This window comes from Candidatus Villigracilis affinis (assembly GCF_016705895.1).
Lineage (GTDB): Bacteria > Chloroflexota > Anaerolineae > Anaerolineales > Villigracilaceae > Villigracilis > Villigracilis affinis.
The window spans coordinates 104244-127812 of sequence record NZ_JADJKT010000027.1 but is presented as its reverse complement, the minus strand read 5'-3'; the positions used below and the strand labels follow the sequence as shown (position 1 = coordinate 127812).

The following is a 23569-nucleotide window of genomic DNA, read 5'->3' as shown; positions in this document are numbered from 1 at the left end:
AAGCAAACGGAAAGCGGGTCAATGTCGGTATTTCAATGCGAGCCCTTTTTGCTTAAAAAAACTCGCCCGCGAAAATATTTTTCGCGGGCGAGCCTTATTTTATGGAAAGAAATAGACTAGATACTGCCCATATCCGGCATGTTTGACCATTGTGTGGCGTTCTGTGTGCTCTCCGCATCCGCGAAGCGGCCGTGGATAAAGCCGGTGCCCGCAGGGATGAGCTTGCCAATGATCACGTTTTCCTTCAAGCCAAAGAGCGGATCCGTGGTGGAACCGATGGCCGCACTTGCCAACACCTTGATGGTGTGCTGGAAGGAGGAAGCCGAGAGGAAGGAATCAGTGCTGAGTGAGGCTTTCGTTACACCAAGCAAAATCTCCTGGAAACGGGCGGCTTGTTTGCCGTCAGCCAGCAAGGCTTCGTTGATCTTGCGGATCTCAAGGCGGTCAACAGCGTCACCAGGCAAGTACTTGGTATCGCCTGGGCGAGTCACCTGAACCTTGCTCAACATCTTGCGGATGATGACTTCGAAATGCTTATCGTGGATGTTCTGACCCTGTGAACGATACACCTTCTGAACCTCGGTCATGAGATACATCTGGCAGGCATCACGTCCCTGGATCTTGAGCACACGATGGGGGTTGAGCGAACCTTCCGTAAGCGGCTGACCAGCTTCCACGCGTGCGCCGTCCTTAACGAGAAGGCGAGAGGTGGTGGGAATGTCTTCAATGACCTCTTCGCGTTGTTCGTAGGAGACAATGATCTTGTGCTCCTTTTTCTCCACGGCCACACGCCCGGCGTGCTGGGCGATAATGGTCGCCTTTTCCTTGTTGGCGAGGACATCACCGATTTGAACTTCAGTCTCATCCTTGGCGACGAACTTCCAGTCTTCAGGGATGACGTATTCGTCATGAACCATTTCAGCATGCTCGATACGTACTTCGCGCATGTCGGCATATTTTTCAGACTGGCGGACATGCACCATGCCGCTGATCTCAGCCACAACCGCTTCACCCTTCGGCATCTTGCGGGCTTCGAAGATTTCCTCCACGCGCGGCAGACCTGTTGTGATGTCTGCGCTGGTGGCGGCCACACCGCCTGTGTGGAATGTGCGCAATGTCAGCTGTGTACCAGGCTCACCAATGGACTGGGCGGCCACAATACCAACTGCAGCGCCAAGTTCAACCAGTTCACCACGGGCAAGGTCAATGCCGTAACATTTCGAGCAGATACCGTGAGTGAGCTGACAAGTCATGGGTGAGCGAAGTTTCACTTCGGTCACGCCTGCGCCAGCGATTTTGCGGGCAAGGTCATGGGTGATGACATCGTTGTACTCAGCGAGTACCTCACCAGTCTTCGGGTCAAGGATTCGATCCGCAACAAGACGGCTGTAAATACGGCTGGTAATGGACTGGCCGGCAACGTCATCTGACTTGCGGATCCAAATACCTTCGTGCGTGCCGCAGTCGTGTTCATTAATGATGATGTCCTGTGCAATATCCACAAGACGACGGGTGAGGTAACCTGCATCAGCGGTGCGGAGGGCTGTATCAGCAAGACCTTTACGCGCGCCGTGTGTTGAGATGAAGTATTCCTGCGAAGTAAGACCTTCGCGGAAGTTGGAACGGATCGGCATCGGGATGATGCGTCCGGATGGGTCAGCCATCAAACCGCGCATACCAGCCAGCTGGGAAATGGTGGAGAAACCACCTTTTGTCGCACCGGAAGTGGCCATGATGGAAAGATTACCATCCGGATCCATGTGCTTCCTTACGGCAACACCCACACGCTCGGTGATTTCCTGCCAGATCTGGATCTCACGTTCATTCTTTTCCTGTTCCGTGAGCAGACCGCGGCGGAAGTCGCGCAATACCACTTCAACTGACTTGAGCGCTTCTTCGATAATGCCCTTGCGTTCCGGCGGAATGGAAATATCCGCAACCGCCAGCGTGGTGCCAGAACGGGTTGCATATTCAAAGCCAATGCTCTTGACGGCATCAGCCACATTGGTGGTGACTTCCTGTCCGCATAATTCGTACACTTCAGCGATCAGGTCCTTCACACCGCCCTTATCCAGTTTTTCATTCACAAACTGAACCTGTTCGGGCAAAACGCGATTGAATAACACGCGACCCACAGTCGTGTTGACGATACGAATTTCGGATTCAGGCAGACGGTCACCCTTATCGTCGTACCACGTCCTCGTGCGGAACTTGATTTCGGTGTGAATTTCAACCTGACCAAGAGCATAGGCGAGTTCCACCTCGTCGATGTCTGCAAATGCGCGGCCATCGCCACGGTGAACGGCTTTCTTTTCCATGGTCAGGTAATACACACCCAACACCATGTCCTTGGACGGGGAAATGATCGGCTCACCGTCAGCGGGCTTGAGCAGATTCTTGGAAGCAAGCATCAGATCGCGTGCTTCCTGTACAGCCTTCTGTGAAAGCGGAACATGCACAGCCATTTGATCGCCGTCAAAGTCCGCGTTGAAAGCGGTGGTGACGAGTGGATGTAATTGAATTGCAGAGCCTTCGATGAGGATCGGCTCGAATGCCTGGATACCAAGACGATGCAGTGTCGGAGCACGATTAAGCATGACAGGGCGATCACCAATCACGCTCTCGAGCGCTTCCCAGACCTCGGGCCTGTTACGCTCGATCAAGCGGCGTGCACCTTTGACATTCGCCGCATAGTTATTCTGCACAAGGCGGGCAATCACAAACGGACGATACAGTTCAAGCGCCATGCTCTTGGGCAGACCGCACTGATTCAGTTTCAACTGCGGACCCACCACGATCACGGAACGACCGGAATAATCCACGCGCTTGCCGAGCAAGTTGCGGCGGAAGCGACCCTTCTTGCCTTTGAGCATATCGCTCAATGACTTGAGTTCGCGGCGTCCACGGCGGGAAAGGGCCTTGCCGCGCTGGCTGTTGTCGATGAGGCTGTCAACAGCCTCCTGCAACATGCGTTTCTCGTTGCGGATGATGACATCCGGAGCGCCGAGTTCGAGCAATCTCTTCAAACGGTTGTTACGGTTGATTACACGGCGATACAGGTCGTTGAGATCGGAGGTCGCAAAGCGGCCGCCATCCAACTGAACCATCGGGCGCAGATCGGGAGGGATCACGGGCAGAACGGTCAGGATCATCCACGCAGGGCTGTTGCCAGAGCGGCGGAACGCTTCCACAACTTTCAAACGGGTTGTGGACTTCTTGCGCTTCTGCTTGCTCTTGGTGGTGCGGACCTCATGCCAGAGTTCCTCAGAAAGTTTATCGAGGTCGAGGCGTTCGAGAATATCGAAGAAGGCTTCGGCACCCATGTCGGCACGGAAGACCTGCCCCCAACGCTGCTTCAATTCACGGTAGCGGATTTCGCTGAGGAATGTGAAGGGACGAAGTTCCAACAGTTCATCACGCAAGCGCGAAGAGCTATTTGAAGTGTCGGTGGTCTCATTCTCCAACTCACTGCGCAGAGCTTCCATTTCCTGATCTGCCTGAGCCTTGATGGCAGCAGACTGGGTCTTGAGTTCTTCAACTTCGCGCTGCTTCTTATCCTTCAATTCATTTTCAAGAGTTTCCAGTTTCTTCTGGACACTCTTTTGAATCATGGTGATGTGCTTGCTGGCGACCTTGTCGTTGGCGTCGATGATCTTCTCGCCGGTAAGTTCGAAGATAACGGCCTTCTTCGCAGGTTCACCCATCTGGGCTTGAAGCTGTTTCTCGAGTTTCTGACCCTCTTTGATCATCGGGTCCATTTGCTCGGCAATGCCTTCGTCGTAACCCTGCTCAAGCGCAACAAGCTTCTGCTTAAGTTCGGTGATCTTTTGGTCGCGCTTGGTCTTGATCTCGGCAATTTTGGCGTTTACGCCAGCGGCCTGCTCACGCTCAGAAACGGTAATTTCGTCTTCGAGGCGCTGCAAGGCTTTCTTGCGGGCTTCCTCGTCCACGTAGGTGACAACGTATTGGGCAAAATACAACACACGGTCAAGGTTGCGGCGTGATACATCGAGCAGCATACCCATTTGCGACGGGATACGGCGTGTGTACCAGATGTGTGCAACCGGTGTGGCGAGCGTGATGTGTCCCATGCGCTCACGGCGAACTGCGGAACGGGTTACTTCAACGCCGCATTTTTCGCATGTAATACCTTTGTAACGGGGGTTTTTGTATTTGCCGCAATAACACTGCCAATCACGGGTGGGGCCAAAGATGGCTTCACAGAACAATCCATCCTTCTCTGGACGCAGACGACGATAGTTAATTGTTTCTGGTTTGAGAACCTCACCATACGACCAGGACATAATTGTCTGTGGGGAGGCAAGGCTGATACGAAGTGCGGTTAATCCCTTAGTTTCCACTGAGTACTCTCCTCAAATAAATAGAGATCATTTCGGGCATCTCTGCAAGTATGTAGCTGTCTTAACGCAGAGACAAACAAAGGCAAGCGCTTCGAGAGTATTTTCTCAAGCGCTTGCTGTATGTGACTCGGTTTTTACATCCAACAGAGCAATTATATGCGTGCGGGGTACCCGCGTCAAGGGTGTTAATCAGTGAAGAGTCTCTGACTTTAAGGCCCCGGGGTTGGGGTTTCGGTCGGCGTCTCGGTGGGAGTCTCTGTTGGAGGAGAGTCTGTCGGCGTATCTGATGGGACCGGAGTATTAGTGCTTGTAGGCGGGACAATGATAATGATCGGCGTTGGGGTCCTGGTTGGGAAGGTAGGAATGATGAAGATGGTGGGGACCGGAGTCGCTGTCAGTGTAGGAACCTGCACCGTTGGAATGGGCAGGCTGAGGTTAAGAATGACGCGCTTTTCCACCTCCGCCTTCTCGCCAAATAAAGTCAGCCTTAAAGTAACGGGACCATTCGGCACGTTGGATAGATCCCAGGAATACAGGGAGCCGTTTTTGACGGGCGTATTGCTCTCGATCAAAACGGACCATGAGCCGGGTTCAGCGCCTTGACCATAATCCAAGACCCAGGTTCTAAATCCGCCATCTGCAGCAGCTGAGCCCTTGACATTCAAGATGGGAGTGGTGATGGTCTCGCCATCACTAAAATTAAGTTCGATGATGGGCTGTGGATCGCTCGCGCTGCACTCGCGCTCGGGTGCATAGATGGGGTTGCGCGGCAAATCGTGGTTTTCGAGCCAGTCACGGCCGGGATTGGTTTCAAGCCAGTCACGCGCCCACTTGTCTGTGACGTTCATGACCACAGCCTCATCTTTTGGCCCTTTGCAGGCATCGGAAGATTGCAGGCCAGTCCACAAGTCAATGCGGATGCGGCGGACAAGGTCCTGACCCGGCTGAAGCGGTGGCTGGTCTGAGGCGAAGACCTCAGTGTATTGCGCACCGCACATGTTGCCGGGCTCGGTGCCTGAAAGTTTGCAGACGATCCGATCCATAACTCCCGACGGGCGATTGAACGGAGTGGGTGCGCCATTGGTGAGGTAGGGAACAGCAAACTCCATGAAGTTATGCCAAATGGGAGCTGCACCACTCAAGCCTGTTGAATTGATCATGGGAGTGTAATCAGCATTGCCGATCCACACGCCAGTGACAAGATCGGGAGTGTAACCGATGGTCCAGTTATCACGGATATCGTTGGTGGTACCTGTCTTCGCCGCAACCGGGAAGGACAAATTCAACAACGAGTTGGGACCAAACATCAGCGAGCGGGATTCGTTATCTGAGAGAATAGACGAAATAAGATATGCGTGTTCCGCACGGATGACCTGCTCCCCTTCGGCGGGTTTGTATTCGTAAACGATATTGCCGGCATAATCGGTGATTTTGAGGATGGCAACGGGAGGCATGCGTTTGCCGCTGTTGGCAAAAACGGAATACGCGGAGGTCATATCGATCAGGCTGACATCACCGCCACCGAGCGTAAGGGAGAGGCCATAGTCATTGCGCGTGAGCGAAGTAAGGCCAAGCCTTTCCGCCATGGCGATCATCCCGTCTTTTTCAGGTGTGTTGGGATCGTCGTAAATTCCAACATACTCCAATGCTTTGACAGCGGGGATATTGAACGAATTTGAAAGCGCGATACGCACTGTCATTGCGCCATGGAATTTTCCATCGTAGTTTCGCGGCTCGTAAGGCGGATTCGCCCCATCTGGGAACTGTGTGGGCACATCCCAAATCAGCGTAGATGGAGTCCAGCCTTTTTCAAAGGCGGCGACATAGGTGATCGGCTTGATGGACGAGCCCGGCTGGCGCGTTGGGCTGATCGCCATGTTGATCTGCCCTGAGATCTCGACATTGTTGAAGTCAGGCGAACCAACCATGGCAAGCACCTCACCCGTGGATGGGCGAATGGCAACCAATGCACCGTTGTGGGTATTGTTATCCACAAGGCTGGAGATCTGGTCTGAGACATATTGCTGGGCTCGATCCTGCAAGGCCGCATCGAGTGTGGTGTACACCACAAAACCAGAGCGATAAATAGTCTGCGCATCGTATTGCGCCTCCAACTGCGAGCGGACAAAATTAACCCAATGCGGATATTTCGCATCGAAGGATGGCACGCGGAAGGAATAAACTTTCATCTCGTCTGCGGCTTGCGTGGCGGCAAGCGGGTCAACACAGACCGGAGTATCGCTGTTGCTGACCTTGATACATTCCTGGTCCGTGCTCTGCTCGAACATGAGCACCAAGACCTGCTGCTGGCGGATCAATGTGATCTCTGCATTGGTGTAGATATCATAAATAGCAGGCGATTGCGGCAATCCTGCCAGAAAGGCGGCCTCGCCCAGGGTCAAATCTTTTGCGGATTTACCGAAGTATGTTTCGGCAGCGGCTTCCACCCCATAAGCGAGGTTGCCGTAATAAATCTCATTCAAGTACAACTCGATGATCTCATCCTTAGTGTAACGGCGGGTAATTTCCGCCGCGAGGATGATCTCGCGCGCCTTGCGTGTCACCGTGCGTTGACTGCGTTCTTCGGGAGAAAGGATCAACGCGCGCGCCAATTGCTGGGTAATAGTGGATGCGCCGCCACCCTGTCCGCCTGTGACATAGTTTTGCCACAAGGCGCGGATAATGGCGATCGGGTCGAAACCGGGATTGGTATAGAACTCCTTGTCTTCAGTGGCAATGGTAGCAGCGACAAGGTTGGGAGAAATATTAGCAAGCGGAATGTAGTTACGACGCCCCGCGCTTGGGTCTAGAATCTCGTACAGTACCTGCCCATTGCGATCAAGGATGCGGGTGGTCTCGAATTTTGAGGCACGGTCACGCAAATCGCCCACATCGGGAAGCGTGCTGGCAATGGAAGAATACTGATAAACAAGATACGACCCCAAGCATAACCCAATGATAACAACGACAAACGCCGAAGCGATCAACCCGCGCAGAAAACAACCCCAACCACCGCGCCAATTGATGGGCGAAAAGTTGAATTGCGAAGTCTTTTGGCGGGGAGTCTGAGTAGTCTGTGGAGCTTGTTGTGATGTCCCTTGTGTCTGCTGCGTCCCTTGCGATTGCTGCTGCGGGATGCGCTGCGAAGTTGGTTCATACGCGGCGCGGCTGACTCGCGTACCCTCCACATCCACCTCAGTGACGCGGCGCGGCAAGGGCATGTTGTCCTTATCCAATGATGGGCGGTAGAGTGGAGTGGTGTTTCCTGAAGTTGGGTCGATCGGCGCAGGTGTACGCTCCCCTCTTGTATCTTCTTCCGATTTGATAATTCGGCGTAATCGGTCGTTGTCTTCGTTACTCATGATTTACACATCCGCAGACACTTGCACCGCACTGTGCTTGGCGCAGTACAAGTGTTGCGCAGATTTCACAAACTATTGATTTTTCAATCTGTGAAATCTGCGGATAAAAAGCTTTTATTTTGGCTTGCTCAGCACCAGCAAGTTCAACGAACCGCGCTGACAAATATCATCATTTTGGTTTTTCACAGCAATGGACGAGATCAAGGCGCCGCCGCCGATACGCGGCAGGGCTTTCGTTTCGGTCACGGTCAATTCGGCGTAGATCGTATCGCCAATGTAAAAGGGTTTGACGAACTTCCACTCGGTGATCTCGCGGAAGGCGAGGACAGTGCCTTCCAGCAATCCCGTCCGCATGATCAAGCCTGTGGCGAGTGACAGGCCCAAAAGTCCATGAGCGATGCGCTGACCGAATTGAGTCGTCGCCGCAAAAGCCGCATCCGTATGGATCTGATTGAAGTCGCCCGTAAGACCGGCAAAGTTGAAAATATCACCTTCACTGACCGTGCGCCCAACCGTATTGAATTTTTGCCCGACAGAAAATTCCTCAAAATAAAGTCCAGCCATCGTTCATCTCCTCGTTTTAGCAATTATTGATTACCTGCAAACTTGTAACCTGCCAACCTGTAACCAAATTATACCCGTTTGACCTCTCGCCATTTCGCCCGTACAATTGCGCCATGCGTGATTGGTCTTTAAGCCCCGGCGACCCGCTCTATCTCACTCTGGCAGCGGACGCCCGCCTGTGCAAACCAGACTACGTCAACGACCACATCTGGGAGGTGGAACTCGGAGCAAACGACCCCGAACGTGCCGCCATCTCTCTCTATACCACCTTCGGTCTGCGCGCCCGTTCGATGCGCCTTTCGCTGCGATTTACCGAAAATAACGTTGCAGTTACAGACCCTAACACCTTTTTCACCAAACCGTCGCTGCGCCGCTTCTTTCCTAACTTCCTGACCCTCGATTTTGTTCCCCTCGAAAACCTGCATGTTTCAACCGAATTCTGGGTTCCCGAATCGCACGCTGTGGCGGGGCGGGTGATCCTCACCAACAAAAGCAACGCCGTGCGCCAGATCAAGCTCGAAGTCTGCGCCGCGCTCGCGCCTCTCGATGGTCAATCCATCATCCCCACCCAACAACAACTCGTCAATATTCTGGCAGGACAAACCAGCGGAATCGCACCCGTCATCTTTATGACTGGCGGTCCCAAACATGGCCCCGGCCCGCTGCCCTCGCTCATGCTGGACCTGGAGCTTGGTCCCGGTGCCACGCGGCAGATCACCTTCGCTGAGGCAGCGCTCGACACCGTCGCCATGTCGTTCGAACTGGCCCGTCACAGCGCCGCCCGCCCGTGGGAAGCGGAACGCGCCCGCATCGAATTGCTTGACGCTTCACAAGTCTTAGACATCCGCACCGGCGACCCCGATTGGGATGCCGCATTTGCGTTCAGTCAAAAAGCCGCGCACGGATTATTCTTCAGCGGCAGCGAACATTTGCCAAATCCATCTTTTGTCAACGCCCGCCACGTGGATAATGGCTTCTCACGCAAAGGTGACGGTGGAGATTATCCGCCCTCGTGGAATGGACAATCCCCGCTGGAGGCGTACTACATCTCCAGCATTTTGCACGGCGCGCCGCACATCGCAAAAAATCTTCTGCTCAATTTTCTTTCCACGCAGGATGAAGACGGCGAATTGGATAACAAACCCGGCCTCGGCGCCCAACGCGGAAAACTGATCGCCGCCCCGATACTCGTCAGCCTTGCATGGAAATATTATCAAGCCACACAAGATGAGGCCTTTCTTGCAGAATCCTTCCCGAAGCTAATTAAATTCTTCTGGGCATGGTTCTCCTCCGCGCACGACCGCAACCGCGATGGCGCCCCCGAATGGGATCACATCCTGCAAACGGGTTTCGATGACAATCCCGTCTTCGATGTCTGGCATCCGTGGTCTCAGGGGCTGGATATTTCACTCGTCCACAGCCCATCTTTGGAAGCGATGTTGTATCGTGAAGCACAATCCATCGTGAAGATCGCAAAGCAGCTCGGCAAACCCGAAGAAGAAACCATGCTTGTGCTGGCACAGGCAGAGACGCTCAAGAAATCCATTATCGCAAGCTGGAACGCGAATCAAAGTTTTTATTCCTATCGCGACCGCGAAACAGGTTTGGTTTCGACAGGCCAGATCATCGCCAAGAAAAAAGGAAACGGCAACGCACGCCCGAAAGTGGAATTCGAAGCTGGAGTCCGCTTGTTAGTGGAGATCCAGACCAAAAGTCCAGCTGCGAAGCGCCCCGAAGTGGAGATCAGCGAATACTTCACCAAAACCAAAGGCGAAGTCGAAACCATTTTGGGTCATCAATTCCAATGGCGCACGGGCGGGCTGGTTGCCACCACGCAAAAGTTATTTACGCGCGTGGGCCGTGTCAGTGTGACAGGCCTTGATGAAAAAGACAAGGTGCTTGTAAAACTAATCGACACCACCGGCGAAGACCTGACGCTGGCATTGCCGCTCTGGGCGGGCATCCCCGAAACGCAGCAGGCAAATGCATTGATCGGACGAAACTTGATGACTGCGGACCGATTCGATCGGCCGTTTGGATTTCCATCGCTCGCGGTCTCACCCAACCCGGATGCTGATACCGTTTCGATGAGCGTGACCCTCCCCTGGAATCAGTTGATCGGCGAAGGACTGCTCGCATACGGATTCCGCGCCGAAGCCACACGCCTCACCGCGCACCTGATGAATGGCGTGATCCAAAACCTGAAACAGAATCGATCCTTCTACAATCGCTATCACGCCGAAAAAGGGACGGGTATCGGCGAACGCAACTCATTGCATGGCTTCGCGCCTGTGGGGTTATTCATGCAAACACTGGGCGTGACGATCCTCTCCCCTGTCAAAGTAAAACTCGAAGGCAAAAATCTCTTCCCCTGGCCTGTGACGATCAAATATAAAGGTCTCACCATCTCACGCGGATTGGAGCAAACGGTTGTAACCTTCTCAAACGGGGAAAGCGTGATCGTAAAAGAAGAACAAGCCTGTATTGTTGAGATGTAAACTCAAATATAAAACGACTGTCAATGTGATAGTCGTTTTCGTTTTACAGGGATTTAATCTTAAGCCCCAAAAATCATGGTATAAAAATTTACGAGGATTCAAGTTTTCTTCACCAGCCACAAACGTCTGATGACAAAAAAACTGCTTGACCATCTCACTTTTTTATACGGGGAAAATGAATCAACGCGCCTGCTCGAACGCACAAAAAATTTACTGAGCAAATATCGTCCGCGCATCAAATCGCGCAATAGCGAATTAAGTGAGCAAGACTCGATCCTCATCACTTACGGCGACCAGATTCAAGCATCAAACGAAAAGCCGTTGCAAACGCTCAGGAAGTTTTGCGAAATATATTTGACCGATACTATCAGCGGAATCCACATCCTGCCCTTCTATCCGTGGACATCTGATGATGGATTTTCGGTTGTGGATTACCGCCAGATCGATCCCGCGCTTGGCAATTGGGACGATGTGTCAGCTATGCAGAACTTTAGGCTGATGTTTGACGGCGTGATCAATCACATTTCGTCGCAAAGTGAATGGTTTCAGGGATTCCTGCACGACGATTCGAATTACCGCGATTATTTCATCACTGTCGAAGGCGATCCAAATCTTTCCCAGGTTGTCCGTCCACGGGCGCTGCCATTGTTGACAACATTCAAAACGGCATCGGGCGAGAAAAAAGTTTGGACAACCTTCAGCGAAGACCAGATCGATCTCAATTTCAAAAATTCCGAAGTGCTGTTGGAAATCCTTGATGTTTTACTCATGTATATCGAACATGGCGCAACCTTTATCCGCCTTGATGCGATTGCCTATTTGTGGAAGGAAATCGGCACGACCTGCATTCACCTGCCGCAAACGCATCATGTGATCCAATTTCTGCGAGCTACATTGACTGAAATCGCTCCGCATGTCCATCTCATCACTGAGACGAATGTTCCGCATGTGGATAACATCTCCTATTTCGGGGATGGGACAAATGAAGCGCAGCTCGTCTACAACTTCGCCCTGCCGCCGTTGACCTTGCACACCTTCCACACAGGCGATGCGTGTGTACTGTCGAATTGGGCAAAGACCCTGACCCTGCCTTCCGATAAAACAACCTTTTTCAACTTCCTCGCATCACATGATGGCATTGGAATAAACCCCGCACGCGGCATTCTCTCAAACGAGGAAATCAACGCGTTGATCAACAAAACCCTCGAACACGGCGGTTTGATCTCCTACAAGCACAACGCGGACGGTACGCATAGCCCGTACGAGATGAATATTAATTATTTCGATGCGCTTTCCAACCCAAATGCGAATGAGCCGATTAGTTTACAGATCAATCGTTTCATCGCTGCGCAAGCCATCATGCTCTCGTTCATCGGCATGCCCGGGATTTATTTTCACAGCCTGTTCGGTTCGCGTGGATGGTCTGAAGGCGTAAAACAAACGGGCCGCAACCGCACGATCAACCGCGAGAAGTTGCAATTAGGCGAACTGCAAAATGAACTCGCAGACGAGAACTCTCTGCGCTCAAGAGTCTTCACAAAGTATTCTCAACTATTGAAAGCCAGAAGCAGTACATCCGCGTTTCATCCACATGGAACACAAACCATTATGGATGTTCACCCGTCCGTTTTTGCAATTGAACGCGTTTCACCTGACGGCATATCACGCGTGTTGTGTTTGCACAATGTCTGCGATCAAATCGTTTCATTTTCTACAGAACACAAATCGGCAGTTGATCTTTTTACGGGTCAGGCGATTCAGGTTTCCAATTTCACACTTCAACCCTATCAAGTGGAGTGGTTGAAAATAAATTAAGTTTCACGCAACACAAAAATTAGAGGTAATCCCATGACAAACCCATCTCATCACATCGGTTTCATTTCCACCCGTTTCGCAGGCACCGACGGTGTTTCGTTGGAAACGCAAAAGTGGGCAACGGTGTTCGAAAGGCTTGGGCATCAATGCTTCTATTTCGCTGGCGAATGCGATCGAAACAGCGACCAGTCTCAGGTCACGCCAGAGGCGTTTTATCGTCATCCTGAAATTGACAAAATAAATCAGCAGGCGTATTCGGGCAGTTGGACGGTCACAAAGAAGGCGCGTTCCGAACATCCTGAAATCGCGGCGCTGCAAAAGGATTTTTTCTCGATCTATGTGCGCCCGCCGCAAATGACGCGCCGCGTCAATGAATTGAAGGAACACATCAAAACGGAGTTGTATAAATTTGCGCGCCGATTTGAAGTGGAGATTCTGGTGATCGAAAATGCAGTGACGATCCCGCTTAATCTGCCGCTGGGTCTTGCCATCACAGAGTTCATCGCCGAGACGGGGTATCCGACCATCGCGCATCATCATGATTTCCATTGGGAACGTCAGCGTTTTCAAGTCAACTGTGTGGGTGATTATCTTGCGGCGGCGTTTCCTCCAACACTGCCATCGATTAGACATGTGGTAATTAATTCACTGCAAGCGCAGCAGATCGCTTCACGTTATGGAGTGACTTCGCGCGTGATTCCAAACGTGATGGATTTCGACTCTCCGCCGCCCGCGCCCGATGCCTACACCCAAAACATTCGCGCAGATTTTGGCATTGAGCAGGGCGAATATTTTTTCCTGCAACCCACGCGCGTCATTCAACGTAAGGGCATCGAACACGCCGTTGAACTGGTACGCAGGCTGGGCGTGCCCGCAAAACTTGTCATCTCGCATGCTTCGGGTGATGAAGGCTCAGATTACGAACAGCGTGTGCGCGAATACGCCCGCCTGTTGGATGTGACCATTCGTTTTGAAGCGGACCAGGTACAAGACGAACGTGGATTAACGATTGACGGCAAAAGAATCTACACACTCGGTGATGTGTATCCGCATGCGGATTTGGTTACGTACCCATCGAGTATCGAAGGATTTGGCAATGCGTTTTTGGAAGCCGTGTATTATCGCCGCCCGATTCTGGTCAACAATTATTCTATTTACGAAGTGGATATCAAACCGAAGGGATTTCGTGCCGTGTGGTTCGATGGATTTATCAGCATAGACACGTTGAAGAAGGTGCGTGAAATCCTGTTGAATCCCGCAGAAGCGCAGGCATGGGCGGAGGAAAATTATCAGCTTGCAAAACGATATTTTTCTTTCACCGTATTGGAGCGGCGGCTGCAATCGATTCTCGCAGATTGTTTGGGACAGCAGGTATGAACATCGCCATTCTGCATTATTCCGTCCCGCCCATTGTCGGCGGCGTGGAAAGTGTGATCGGGCATCATGCGCGATTGATGTCTGCTAATGGACATTCCGTCCGCTTGATTGCGGCACGCGGCGAATCGCTGAACAATAAGATTCTACTAACCGAACTCCCGCTTGCCGATTCGCGTCATGAACGCGTGGCGCACATGAAGGATCAACTTGATCGCGGCGAAGTGACGCCAGACTTTGAGTCGTTGCGCGACGAACTCGTAATTCAACTGCAAACCACTTTGGCAAGTGTGGATATTTTGATCGCGCATAACGTGTGTTCGTTGAATAAAAATCTAGCGCTGACAGCTGCGCTTTATCAACTGCATATTTCCAAAAAACTACCGCGTTTGATCCTCTGGCATCACGACCTCGCATGGACGACTCCGCGCTATCAACCCGAATTACATGATGGCTATCCCTGGGATTTGCTGCGCACCGATTGGGGCGAAACGAGTCATGTGGTCGTTTCGCATTTACGCCGTAGAGAATTATCCACGCTGATGAAGATTCAACCTGATGACATTCAGATCATCCCAAACGGTGTGGATGCGGCGCGTTTTTACAAACTCGAATCACAAACGCAAAGCCTGCTTGAAAAAACAAAACTTCTGGATGCCGCGCCGATCCTCTTGCTGCCTGTCCGCGTGACGCCGCGCAAAAATATAGAACTGGCCTTGCATACGCTGGCAGAATTACGCAAGCAATTTCCAAATGCCGCGCTCGTGGTCACGGGTCCGCTGGGGCCGCACAATGCCGACAACCATAAATATTTTGAGGCGCTTTCCAGTTTGCGCGCCCAACTTGGCTTGCAGCATTCCGCGCACTTCCTCACCGAGCTGACCGACTCTTTTTTGCCCGATGAAGTCATCGCTGATTTTTATCGTATTGCGGATGCGCTTTTATTTCCGAGCCGCGAGGAAGGATTCGGCATTCCATTGATCGAAGCCGCATTCAGCCATTTACCCGCCTTCTGCGCGGATATTCCTCCACTCCGCGAACTGGGATTAAACGACGCGGCCTTTTTCTCCCCGGATGATGACCCCGCGAAAATCTCGGGCATGATCGCGGAATATTTTCAATCCTCCCCTGCCGCACGCCTGTCGATGCGTGCGCGGGCTTCCTTTCGCTGGGAGGCGATCTATCGTCAGCACATCGCGCCATTATTGAAATAATCAACGAAAAGGAAAACTCATGCTCAGGCATTCTGAATTTACACCCATTCACAGCATCATCGTTCCATTCATTCACGAAGGGCCAGGGCTGCATGCCCTGGATGCCGCGCGTCAATTCGATGCGGAGATCACGCTCGTGGGCGTGGTGATCGTTCCGCATGAACAATCGTTGAGCACGGGCGCATCGGCGGCGCGCGCTTTGCGCAGGCTGTTGCGCGTCTTCAGCAGGGACAAGCGCACCACGAGCAAATCGCAGGTGATCGTTTCGCATGAACCGTGGAATGAACTTGCGAAACTACTACAGAATGAAAAACCCGATCTACTCTGCCTTGAATATGAAACTCATCCCAAAGCATTGCATGTAACCATGAGCGAAATATTGGCCCGCCCGCCATGCGATGTCGCTCTGGTACGTGGAAAAATTTCCAGTAAACCGAAGCAGGTTCTGGTCCCGGTAAGAGGCGGTCCACATGCGGAGTTGGCATTACGGGTGGGGCTGGGTCTGCATGCGCAAGGTGTCACTGCTTTGCACATCCGCCGTTCAAATGACCCCGAAGCAGGAACGGACGCTCCGTTCAAGGGGTTGGAGCGCGTGCTGAAGCAAATGCCTGAGGTGCAGAAGCAGTTCGAAGTTACGGATGATTCGGCGCAATTCATCCTCGAACATGCAAAGCAAAAGGATGTCATTATTTTGGGGACGACCATTCAGCCTGTGACAAGTTCCATTTCACTGGGGCCAGTGGCAGACCGCATTTTGCGTGAAGCGCCCTGCGCAGTGATCGCGGTCAAAAGTGGAAGGCCAATGCCGCAGCAGGCGGTGTACGATGAAAGTGCGGGCGTGGAGGCGATCTCCATTCTGGTGGATAAATGGTTTGCAGAGAATACCTTTCACGCAGATGAATTCAATCAACTGCGCGAATTGATTGAACTAAAAAAGAAACAAGGGCTGAGCATCAGCCTGGCCCTGCCCGCGTTAAACGAGGAGCAGACCGTTGGCAAAGTTATCAAAATGATGAAGAAGGAATTGTTGAAGCGGATTCCACTGCTGGATGAGATCGTGTTGATCGATTCAAATTCCACAGACCGCACACGCGAGATCGCAAAAAAGGAAGGCGTGCCTGTTTACATCCACCAGCAATTGCTGGAACGATTGGGCGCGCGGCGCGGAAAAGGCGAAGCGTTGTGGAAGAGTTTACTGGTGACAAAAGGCGACATCATCGTGTGGATCGATACTGACATCGTCAATATTCATCCGCGCTTTGTGTATGGCATCATCGGGCCGCTGTTGATCAATCCGCAGGTGCAATTTGTAAAAGGCTTTTATCGCAGACCGCTGCGTGTGGGACAAAAAATGCAGGCAGGCGGCGGCGGACGTGTAACCGAATTGACGGCGCGCCCGCTGTTGAATTTGTTTTATCCCGAGCTTTCTGGCGTGGTGCAGCCGCTTTCGGGTGAATACGCGGGCAGGCGCGAAGCATTGGAGAGCGCACCGTTCTATTCAGGTTATGGCGTTGAAACTGGTCTGCTCATTGACATTTACGAACGCTACGGCTTGAACGCCATTGCACAGGTGGATTTGCTCGAACGCATCCATCACAACCAATCGTTGGAGGCATTGAGCAAAATGTCCTTCGCGATCATCCAGACCGTGATGCGTAAACTGGAAAATCGGATTGGCCGCGTCATGCTGGAAGATGTGAATCGGTCCATGAAGTTGATCCGCTACAACAACAAGGGCTACTTTCTCGATGTGGAGCAGATCGCCGAACTGGAACGCCCGCCGATGATCGAGGTGCAGGAATATTTGGAGAGAAAGAAGACGTAAAAGCCAAGAGACATTACCTTTACAACGGGAATTAATCTTAGGCGGGAAAAGTCATGGTATAAAAAAAATTCATTACGGGAGTACTCCCACGATGAAACTTATCCCTTAATAGAGAGGAGTTGTTATTGCGCGATCTGTATTTCTTGAATGCAGCAATATGTTTCGCGCCATACAAAAAAATCAATGACCCTATTTCTTCAACTTGCATTTCTCCTTTCGATCATTCTGCTTTCTGCAAAGATGGCGGGATACTTGAGCATACGCATGGGGCAGCCTTCTGTATTGGGTGAATTGCTGGTGGGCATCATCCTTGGCCCATCCATCATCAATGTGCTAAACCTTCCATTCATCGAACATGAATTAGCTGAAACGGTTGCTAAACTTGGCGAACTCGGCGTGTTATTGCTCATGTTCCTTGCAGGTCTGGAACTGCATCTCGGTGAGATGAGAAAGAACCTGCGCGTGGCCGCTTTTGCAGGATTGATGGGCGTGTTCTGGCCCGTCTTGCTGGGATGGGGCGCAGGCTTGCTCTTCGGTCTGAATCAACCCGCTTCGATCTTTCTTGGCCTGACGCTTGGCGCCACTAGCGTCAGCATTTCCGCCCAGACGTTGATTGAGCTAAAGGCATTGCGCACCCGCGTGGGATTAAGCCTGCTCGGCGCGGCAGTGTTCGACGATATTTTGATCATCCTCCTGCTTTCCGTTTTTCTCGCCCTGCAAGGCGGCGGCGGAAGCGCATCCGATGTTTTGTTGATCGTTGTCCGCATGATCCTGTTCCTGGTCACCTCGGTGGCATTTGGTTTATGGATTCTGCCGTGGGTCATCCGACGTTTTGCAAAACTCCCCATCAGCCAGGGACTTCTTACAGTTTCCCTTGTCATTATGCTAACGTATGGCATCGCCGCGGAATATTTCGGCGGCATGGCGGCCATCACAGGCGCATTTTTAGCGGGCCTCATGCTGGCACGTACGCACGAAAAAGAAAGGATCGAAACAGGCATGCACGCACTGGCCTACGGTTTATTCGTTCCGATCTTCTTCGTAAACATTGGCTTGTCCATTGACTTGCGTGAGTTCCAATTGCAGGGATTATTCTTTACCGTTGTCATTATTCTGGTGGCAGTGATCGGCAAATGGGTGGGTTCAGGCTGGGGCGCGCGACTCGGCGGACTTTCGCGGCACGAATCGATTCAACTCGGCGCAGGCATGATCTCACGCGGTGAAGTAGGCCTTATTGTTGCCAGCGTGGGAATGAAGGATAATCTGGTGACCGCCGAAGAGTTTTCTGCGATCGTTGTCATGGTACTGGTCACCACGTTGATCACGCCGCCTATTTTGCGTGCCTTGTTTTCGCCAAAGGAAGATACAATAATGAAAAAAGCGGACAACGTGGAACAGCCCGTAGAATTATCCACCCCAAATGAGGATGCAAAAGAACCGGAGGCATCTTAATATGTATTTGATCATTCTGTTTTTGTATAATCCAGATTTGTTGGAAGAAGTCTTAAAAGAATGGGAAGAAGCAGGCGTGGAGAACGCCACAGTCCAGTTCAGCACTGGCATGGAGAGGGTCATCCAAAAACAGGGCATACGCGATGATATTCCGCTGATCCCTTCCCTGGACGATTTTTACGAAGCACCCGAAACCGTCAGCCGCACGATCTTTACTGCCGTAAAAGAAGAAGCCATGATCGATAAAATCCTTGCCGCCACACAGCGCATCACAGGCGATCTGAATAACGAAAAAACAGGCGTGATGCTGGTTTTACCAGTACTCAAGGCATACGGCATTGACAAACAAGGAAAAAGCAAATGACACAAAATCCAGTCCATTTATTATTAATGGCGGTCGTGCAGGATCAGGACCTTGATTCTGCGACAAAAGCCGTGCAGGCAATCGGCGCGTCTGTTACCTATCTTTCAAGTTCGGGGGGCTTTTTGGGGCGGCGTAACGCCACGCTGTTAATCGGCCTGCCCACCGCAAGGGAAGCCGAAGCGCTTGCCGCATTGCAGGAAGCCTGCCGTCAGCGCATCGAATATATGACACTGCCGCTCGAAGGCTCGCCCATGCCCATGCCCGCGCCTGTACCCGTCACCGTCGGCGGCGCCACTGTGTTTGCATTGCCCGTGGAAAGATTCGAACAAATATAAAATGCAAACCCTAAAGGTTTTTAAAACCTTTAGGGTTTTAAGGAGAAGTCACCATGAAACTGATCATCATCATTGTAAAAGACAACGACGCCGATACGCTCACCCAGGCATTCACCGCAGGGAATTTTCGCGTGACGCGTGTTGCATCCACGGGCGGTTTTATGCGCAGCGGCGTGGTCACCATGTTGTTGGGCGTCGAGGAACCGCAGGTGGATGCGGCGATCCAGGTTGTGCGCGATTCGCTGCCATCCAAAGGCGCCGAGAAACGTGCCACCCTGTTCGTGGTTCCAGTTCAACACTTCGAACAAGTTTAGCTGCTGACATCCAAAACAAAGACGTTAAACTCGGAACCTTCCGACTGGTTTAACGTCTTTGTTTTGTTTAACGAACCTACCATGAGGTCAAAATGCAAAAAAACTTCCGAATCTTTTCCGCGCTTCTCGCTTTGCTCGTTTTCGCTCTCGCCTGTGCCAATCCATTGGGAGGAACATCGCCCGTTGAACCTGCCAATGTGGAAACCGCCGTCGCTGCGACATTTCAAGCGCTGACAGCACCCGCTCCCGAATCGGGCGATGCGCCTCCTGCTTCGACCTCGAACCTGCTGCCGCATTCGATGTATTTTCTCAACAACGACGGTGCCGGGCTGTCGCAAGTCTACCGCCTTGAAAAGGACGGCAAGACCGTCACCCAGATCACCTTCGAACCTGCAAAGGTGGAAGATTACGCCGTCTCACCTATCGATGGCAGCGTGGCGTACACCTCCAACAATCAATTGCTCAACGTCCGCGCAGATGGCAGCAATCGCAGTCTGCTCGTGGATGGCGGCAAGGTGGATGAAAACAACCGTTACCTCACTTACATTTCCAATCCCGTCTTTGCGCCCAACGGCCAGACCATCGCCTTCGGATACAAAGGCCTGAGTTTTTATTCCATCGCTTCGGGTCAATACAATACCGTGCTCGAGAATAAATTCGACACCTTCGATGGCGGCTTCTCCATTCCGCGTGAGTTGTTTTGGCCCGAAACCTACACTACCGATGGAAGCAAACTCCTCATTACGCTTGGATATTATGAAGGCGCATCCGCCGCGATCTATTATCCCAATGGAGGTACGCTTGTTCAATTGACTGGCGGTGAGGGAGCCATGATCTGCTGCGGTGAAACCGAATGGACATCGGATGGCTCTGCTTTTTATGCGGCCAGCCCAACCTTCGGCATGTTCAGCGCCGGTCTCTGGCGCGTGGATGCAACCACAGGGAAAGTCACCACGTTGTTGAGTGGCAGCTTCGATACCAATCCGCTCAATCTTGCTGATGAACCCTTCCTCGCCCCGGATGGGCAGTTGTATTTCTTCCACGCCACCATGCCCGGCGGCACAGACATGGTCAATCGCGCGGCTTTGCAACTCGTCCGTGCTGGGACGGATGGCGTCGCAAATCGAACGGTGTTACGCCCCGAAACCTTCGAACGCATGAACGAAGCGCTATGGGCACCTGACGCAAGTTTTGTCATCGTGGCCAATGCCGATCTGCCCGAGATCTATCAAGGCGGCAGGCTGGAGTTATATTACACCGATGGGCAAAAAGGCATGATCTCGCTCCTCCCCTTTGGCATGGACATGAAGTGGGGACCGTAGTTTTTTTGACCGCCGAGGCGCAGAGTACGCGGAGTTTCAATAAGATTCTCTCTGTGCGCGAAGCGTTCGCGTCTCGGCGGTTCACTTATGGGGAGATACTCAAAAGATATTCATCGAAGAAACCTACCACCCTTTTCTCATACGCTTCGGGGAAATAGCCATACATCGCCAAATGCGGCACGCCATCTTCCACCCAGATTTGCTTTGGCTCCTTCGCCGCATCGTACAAACGATACGGTGAATTCATCGTGATCGCCCCGCCCTGCCAGCCGTCAATGATCAGGACCGGGCGCGGACTGATCTGCGCGATCCCATCCACCGGGCGGACCAGATCCATATCCACGCCACTGCGATATTCGCCGAAAAACATCACGAACGGCTGCATCAAGCCAAAGGGGATGTTGATCGCCAGCACATCTTCCAACGTGGGAAAGGCACTGTCACTGACCACCGCTTCGATCTCTGTCCGTTTTGCGGCCGTGAGAATGACCGTGGCCGCGCCCATCGACCCGCCCCATGCGCCGACATGCTCCACCTCAGGCTGATTCAACACATAATCCAACGCGGCTTCCACATCGGCCTGCTCATAATATCCCAGCGTAGACATATCGCCGCCGCTCAAGCCATGTGCGCGAAAATCCCATGACAGCACGCCATATCCATGCTTCGCAAACAACAATTGCCAGGTCGCATCGCGGCTGGAGTTGTATCCGTGCGCGACCAGTATCACAACTCCATTTTGGGGTGGTGTGTACCAGGCTGAAAGCACAATGCCATCTTTCGTGGTGAGTTCAATTTCCTGAAAAGGGATTCCGCTCTCGACAAGCGGCCTTTCGTTTGGAATCACCCGCGTGGGATGAAGCCGTGCCTGTGCCCATTGATCACTGACAAAAACGAGAAAGATCAAAAAGGCAGTCAAAAGCGAAATTGCAAGCGTCAGGGCAAGGTTTCGCCAATAACGTCCAGTCTTCATGGCTGATTCTGCTCAAGTTGCCGCACCAGTTCTCCAAAGAAGGCTTCGTCAAAGAAACGAAGTACCCTTCGCTCATATCGGCGCGGGTTGGCTTCGAACGTCCCCAAGTGGCGAACGCCCTCCTCCACCCACAAGAAGCGCGGATCGCCTGCGGCTTCGTACAATTCCTCGGCGGAATCGGGTGAAGCCACTTTGTCACCGCTGCCTTGAATAATGTACACCGGGCGCGGACTGATCTCGCCAATTTTCTCAAGCGGGCTGGCGGCATATGGATCGTTATCGAGCACAAACGTCATCAACAGCTTCGCCAGCGGATTCACGAACGGATATGGTGCAAGAAAATCGATCTCCTCCCCCAAAGACGAAAAGGAACTATCTACCACCAAGGCTTCGATCTGGGGCAGGCTGGCCGTTGCGCGGATCAGGGTAGCACCGCCCATCGAACCGCCCCACGCTCCCACATGCTTTATTTCGGGCTGGGCAAGCACAAAATCCAGGGCCGCTTTCACATCCAAGACTTCACGATAACCCAGTGTACTGATCTCGCCGCCGCTTTCCCCGTGAGCGCGGGCATCCCAGGAGAGCACGCCGTATCCGCCTTTGGCAAACATGGCATGCACCCACTCGGGGCGGTTATCGCCATATCCATGCGCCAGCAAAATGACTGCGCCGCTGCGTTCGTCATCGGGCGGGGTGTACCATGCCGAAAGCCGCACACCATCCTCGGTGAGCAGGTCTACGCTTCGAAACTCGATATTCTCTTTTACGAGCGTGTATCCCGGGGGCACGATCCGCGGCGGATGTAAAGCGTCATACACGCCGATCACCCCCAAAACCAAAAGGCCGATCCCGACCAACAGCACCACCCTGCCTGAAATTTTCAAAACCAAAAGCAACCGCTGACGAGAAGTCATCGCTACTCCAGCACAAAATTATCGATCAGCCTCGTTTTACCGATCAGCACAGCCATCGAAAGCAGGGCTTTACCCTTTATCATCTCCAATTCTTCCAGCGTGTTGTAATCGGCACACGAAACATATTGGATCTGCGCGCGCGGCTCAGCTTCGAGCACGTTCTTCATTCTGCTCCGCAACATTTCCGCGTCGCGTTCCCCGCCCTGATAGGCTTCCTTCGCCGCATTCAATGCCTGAAATAACACGACCGCCGCCTTGCGGTCTTCGCCCTCAAGGTACTTGTTTCGGCTCGACATCGCCAGCCCGTCCGCTTCGCGCATCGTTGGGCAGACCACCACCTCGAGCGGGAAGTTCAGATCCCAGACCATCTGGCGAATGACCGCCACCTGTTGGGCATCCTTCTGGCCGAAATAGGCCTTGTGCGGCTGGATCGCATTGAACAGCTTCGCCACCACCGTAGTCACACCCTTGAAATGGGTCGGCCTCATCGCACCTTCCAGCGGACGAGTCATCGCTTCCACCTCAACCCAGGTCTGGTAGCCAGTCGGATACATGATCTCAGGGGTGGGATTCCAAACCAAATCCACGCCGAGAGGCTCGATCAGGCTCAAGTCACGTTCAAGGTCGCGAGGGTACTTGGAAAGATCCTCGTTCGCGCCAAACTGGGTCGGGTTGACGAAGATGCTTACCGCCACATGGTCACACTCAGCCTTGGCGCGGCGGATCAGGGAAAGATGCCCCTCGTGCAGATATCCCATCGTCGGGACCAGACCCACTGTCCCCTTGAGAGAGAGGCGAGCGGCCCTCAATTCGTCTAGACCAATTACAGGTATCATACAATTCTCCTACTTGACAGGCTAGAAACTTTGTTCTACACTCATA

At 52.6% G+C, this 23569-nt stretch carries 16 protein-coding genes; 10 read left to right on the top strand and 6 right to left on the bottom strand.

The genetic code is table 11. The features are described 5' to 3' along the window. Positions 1 to 116: 116 nt before the first annotated feature. The 3 genes from rpoC to IPI86_RS13040 form a co-directional block, all read right to left on the bottom strand. A complete protein-coding gene (rpoC, locus tag IPI86_RS13050) occupies positions 117 to 4361 on the bottom strand; it encodes a DNA-directed RNA polymerase subunit beta' (protein WP_345298445.1) in 4245 nt (1414 codons plus the stop codon). Positions 4362 to 4570: 209 nt separating this feature from the next. Beyond that, positions 4571 to 7723, bottom strand: coding sequence for a transglycosylase domain-containing protein (locus IPI86_RS13045; RefSeq protein WP_345298444.1), 3153 nt, complete (start codon positions 7721 to 7723; stop codon positions 4571 to 4573). 114 nt (positions 7724 to 7837) lie between these two features. Further along, on the bottom strand, positions 7838 to 8287 hold the full coding sequence (locus IPI86_RS13040) for a MaoC/PaaZ C-terminal domain-containing protein (protein WP_345298443.1): 450 nt from the start codon (positions 8285 to 8287) through the stop codon (positions 7838 to 7840). A gap of 113 nt (positions 8288 to 8400) precedes the next feature. On the opposite strand from IPI86_RS13040, the gene IPI86_RS13035 reads away from it, so the two are divergent. The 10 genes from IPI86_RS13035 to IPI86_RS12990 all read left to right on the top strand — a co-directional run bounded on the left by IPI86_RS13035 (position 8401) and on the right by IPI86_RS12990 (position 20800). Next, positions 8401 to 10785 carry a hypothetical protein gene (locus IPI86_RS13035; protein ID WP_345298442.1) on the top strand — a complete coding sequence of 795 codons (2385 nt, stop codon included), beginning with the start codon at positions 8401 to 8403 and terminating at the stop codon, positions 10783 to 10785. Positions 10786 to 10914: 129 nt separating this feature from the next. Further along, positions 10915 to 12600 carry a sugar phosphorylase gene (locus IPI86_RS13030; RefSeq protein ID WP_345298441.1) on the top strand — a complete coding sequence of 562 codons (1686 nt, stop codon included), beginning with the start codon at positions 10915 to 10917 and terminating at the stop codon, positions 12598 to 12600. 33 nt (positions 12601 to 12633) lie between these two features. Continuing rightward, complete coding sequence (locus IPI86_RS13025; protein ID WP_345298440.1) at positions 12634 to 13977, top strand: glycosyltransferase family 4 protein; 1344 nt, start codon at positions 12634 to 12636, stop codon at positions 13975 to 13977. Beyond that, entirely contained in the window at positions 13974 to 15188 is a 1215-nt protein-coding gene (locus tag IPI86_RS13020; RefSeq protein ID WP_345298439.1) for a glycosyltransferase family 4 protein, read from the top strand. Before IPI86_RS13025 ends, IPI86_RS13020 begins: the two co-directional genes overlap by 4 nt. A 19-nt stretch (positions 15189 to 15207) precedes the next feature. Then, a complete protein-coding gene (locus IPI86_RS13015) occupies positions 15208 to 17013 on the top strand; it encodes a glucosyl-3-phosphoglycerate synthase (protein WP_345298438.1) in 1806 nt (601 codons plus the stop codon). Positions 17014 to 17196: 183 nt separating this feature from the next. Then, on the top strand, positions 17197 to 18465 hold the full coding sequence (locus IPI86_RS13010) for a cation:proton antiporter (protein ID WP_345298437.1): 1269 nt from the start codon (positions 17197 to 17199) through the stop codon (positions 18463 to 18465). Between the two features lies 1 nt (position 18466). Next, positions 18467 to 18829, top strand: a complete 363-nt coding sequence (locus tag IPI86_RS13005) for a hypothetical protein (protein WP_345298436.1) — start codon at positions 18467 to 18469, stop codon at positions 18827 to 18829. Next, positions 18826 to 19164 (top strand): cyclic-di-AMP receptor, encoded by a 339-nt coding sequence (locus IPI86_RS13000; protein ID WP_345298435.1) that lies wholly within the window; start codon positions 18826 to 18828, stop codon positions 19162 to 19164. Before IPI86_RS13005 ends, IPI86_RS13000 begins: the two co-directional genes overlap by 4 nt. 53 nt (positions 19165 to 19217) lie before the next feature. Next, positions 19218 to 19478 (top strand): cyclic-di-AMP receptor, encoded by a 261-nt coding sequence (locus IPI86_RS12995; RefSeq protein WP_345298434.1) that lies wholly within the window; start codon positions 19218 to 19220, stop codon positions 19476 to 19478. A gap of 92 nt (positions 19479 to 19570) precedes the next feature. Continuing rightward, positions 19571 to 20800 carry a hypothetical protein gene (locus tag IPI86_RS12990; RefSeq protein ID WP_345298433.1) on the top strand — a complete coding sequence of 410 codons (1230 nt, stop codon included), beginning with the start codon at positions 19571 to 19573 and terminating at the stop codon, positions 20798 to 20800. 85 nt (positions 20801 to 20885) lie between these two features. Here the strand turns inward: IPI86_RS12990 and IPI86_RS12985 are convergent, their stop codons facing one another. Genes IPI86_RS12985 through panC form a run of 3 tightly spaced genes read right to left on the bottom strand, consistent with a single transcriptional unit; the run spans position 20886 to position 23523 of the window. Further along, entirely contained in the window at positions 20886 to 21773 is an 888-nt protein-coding gene (locus IPI86_RS12985) for an alpha/beta hydrolase (RefSeq protein ID WP_345298432.1), read from the bottom strand. Next, positions 21770 to 22687, bottom strand: a complete 918-nt coding sequence (locus tag IPI86_RS12980) for an alpha/beta hydrolase (RefSeq protein ID WP_345298431.1) — start codon at positions 22685 to 22687, stop codon at positions 21770 to 21772. Before IPI86_RS12980 ends, IPI86_RS12985 begins: the two co-directional genes overlap by 4 nt. 2 nt (positions 22688 to 22689) lie before the next feature. Continuing rightward, positions 22690 to 23523: a pantoate--beta-alanine ligase gene (panC, locus tag IPI86_RS12975; RefSeq protein ID WP_345298430.1), complete on the bottom strand. Its 834-nt coding sequence runs from the start codon at positions 23521 to 23523 to the stop codon at positions 22690 to 22692. Positions 23524 to 23569: the final 46 nt, after the last annotated feature.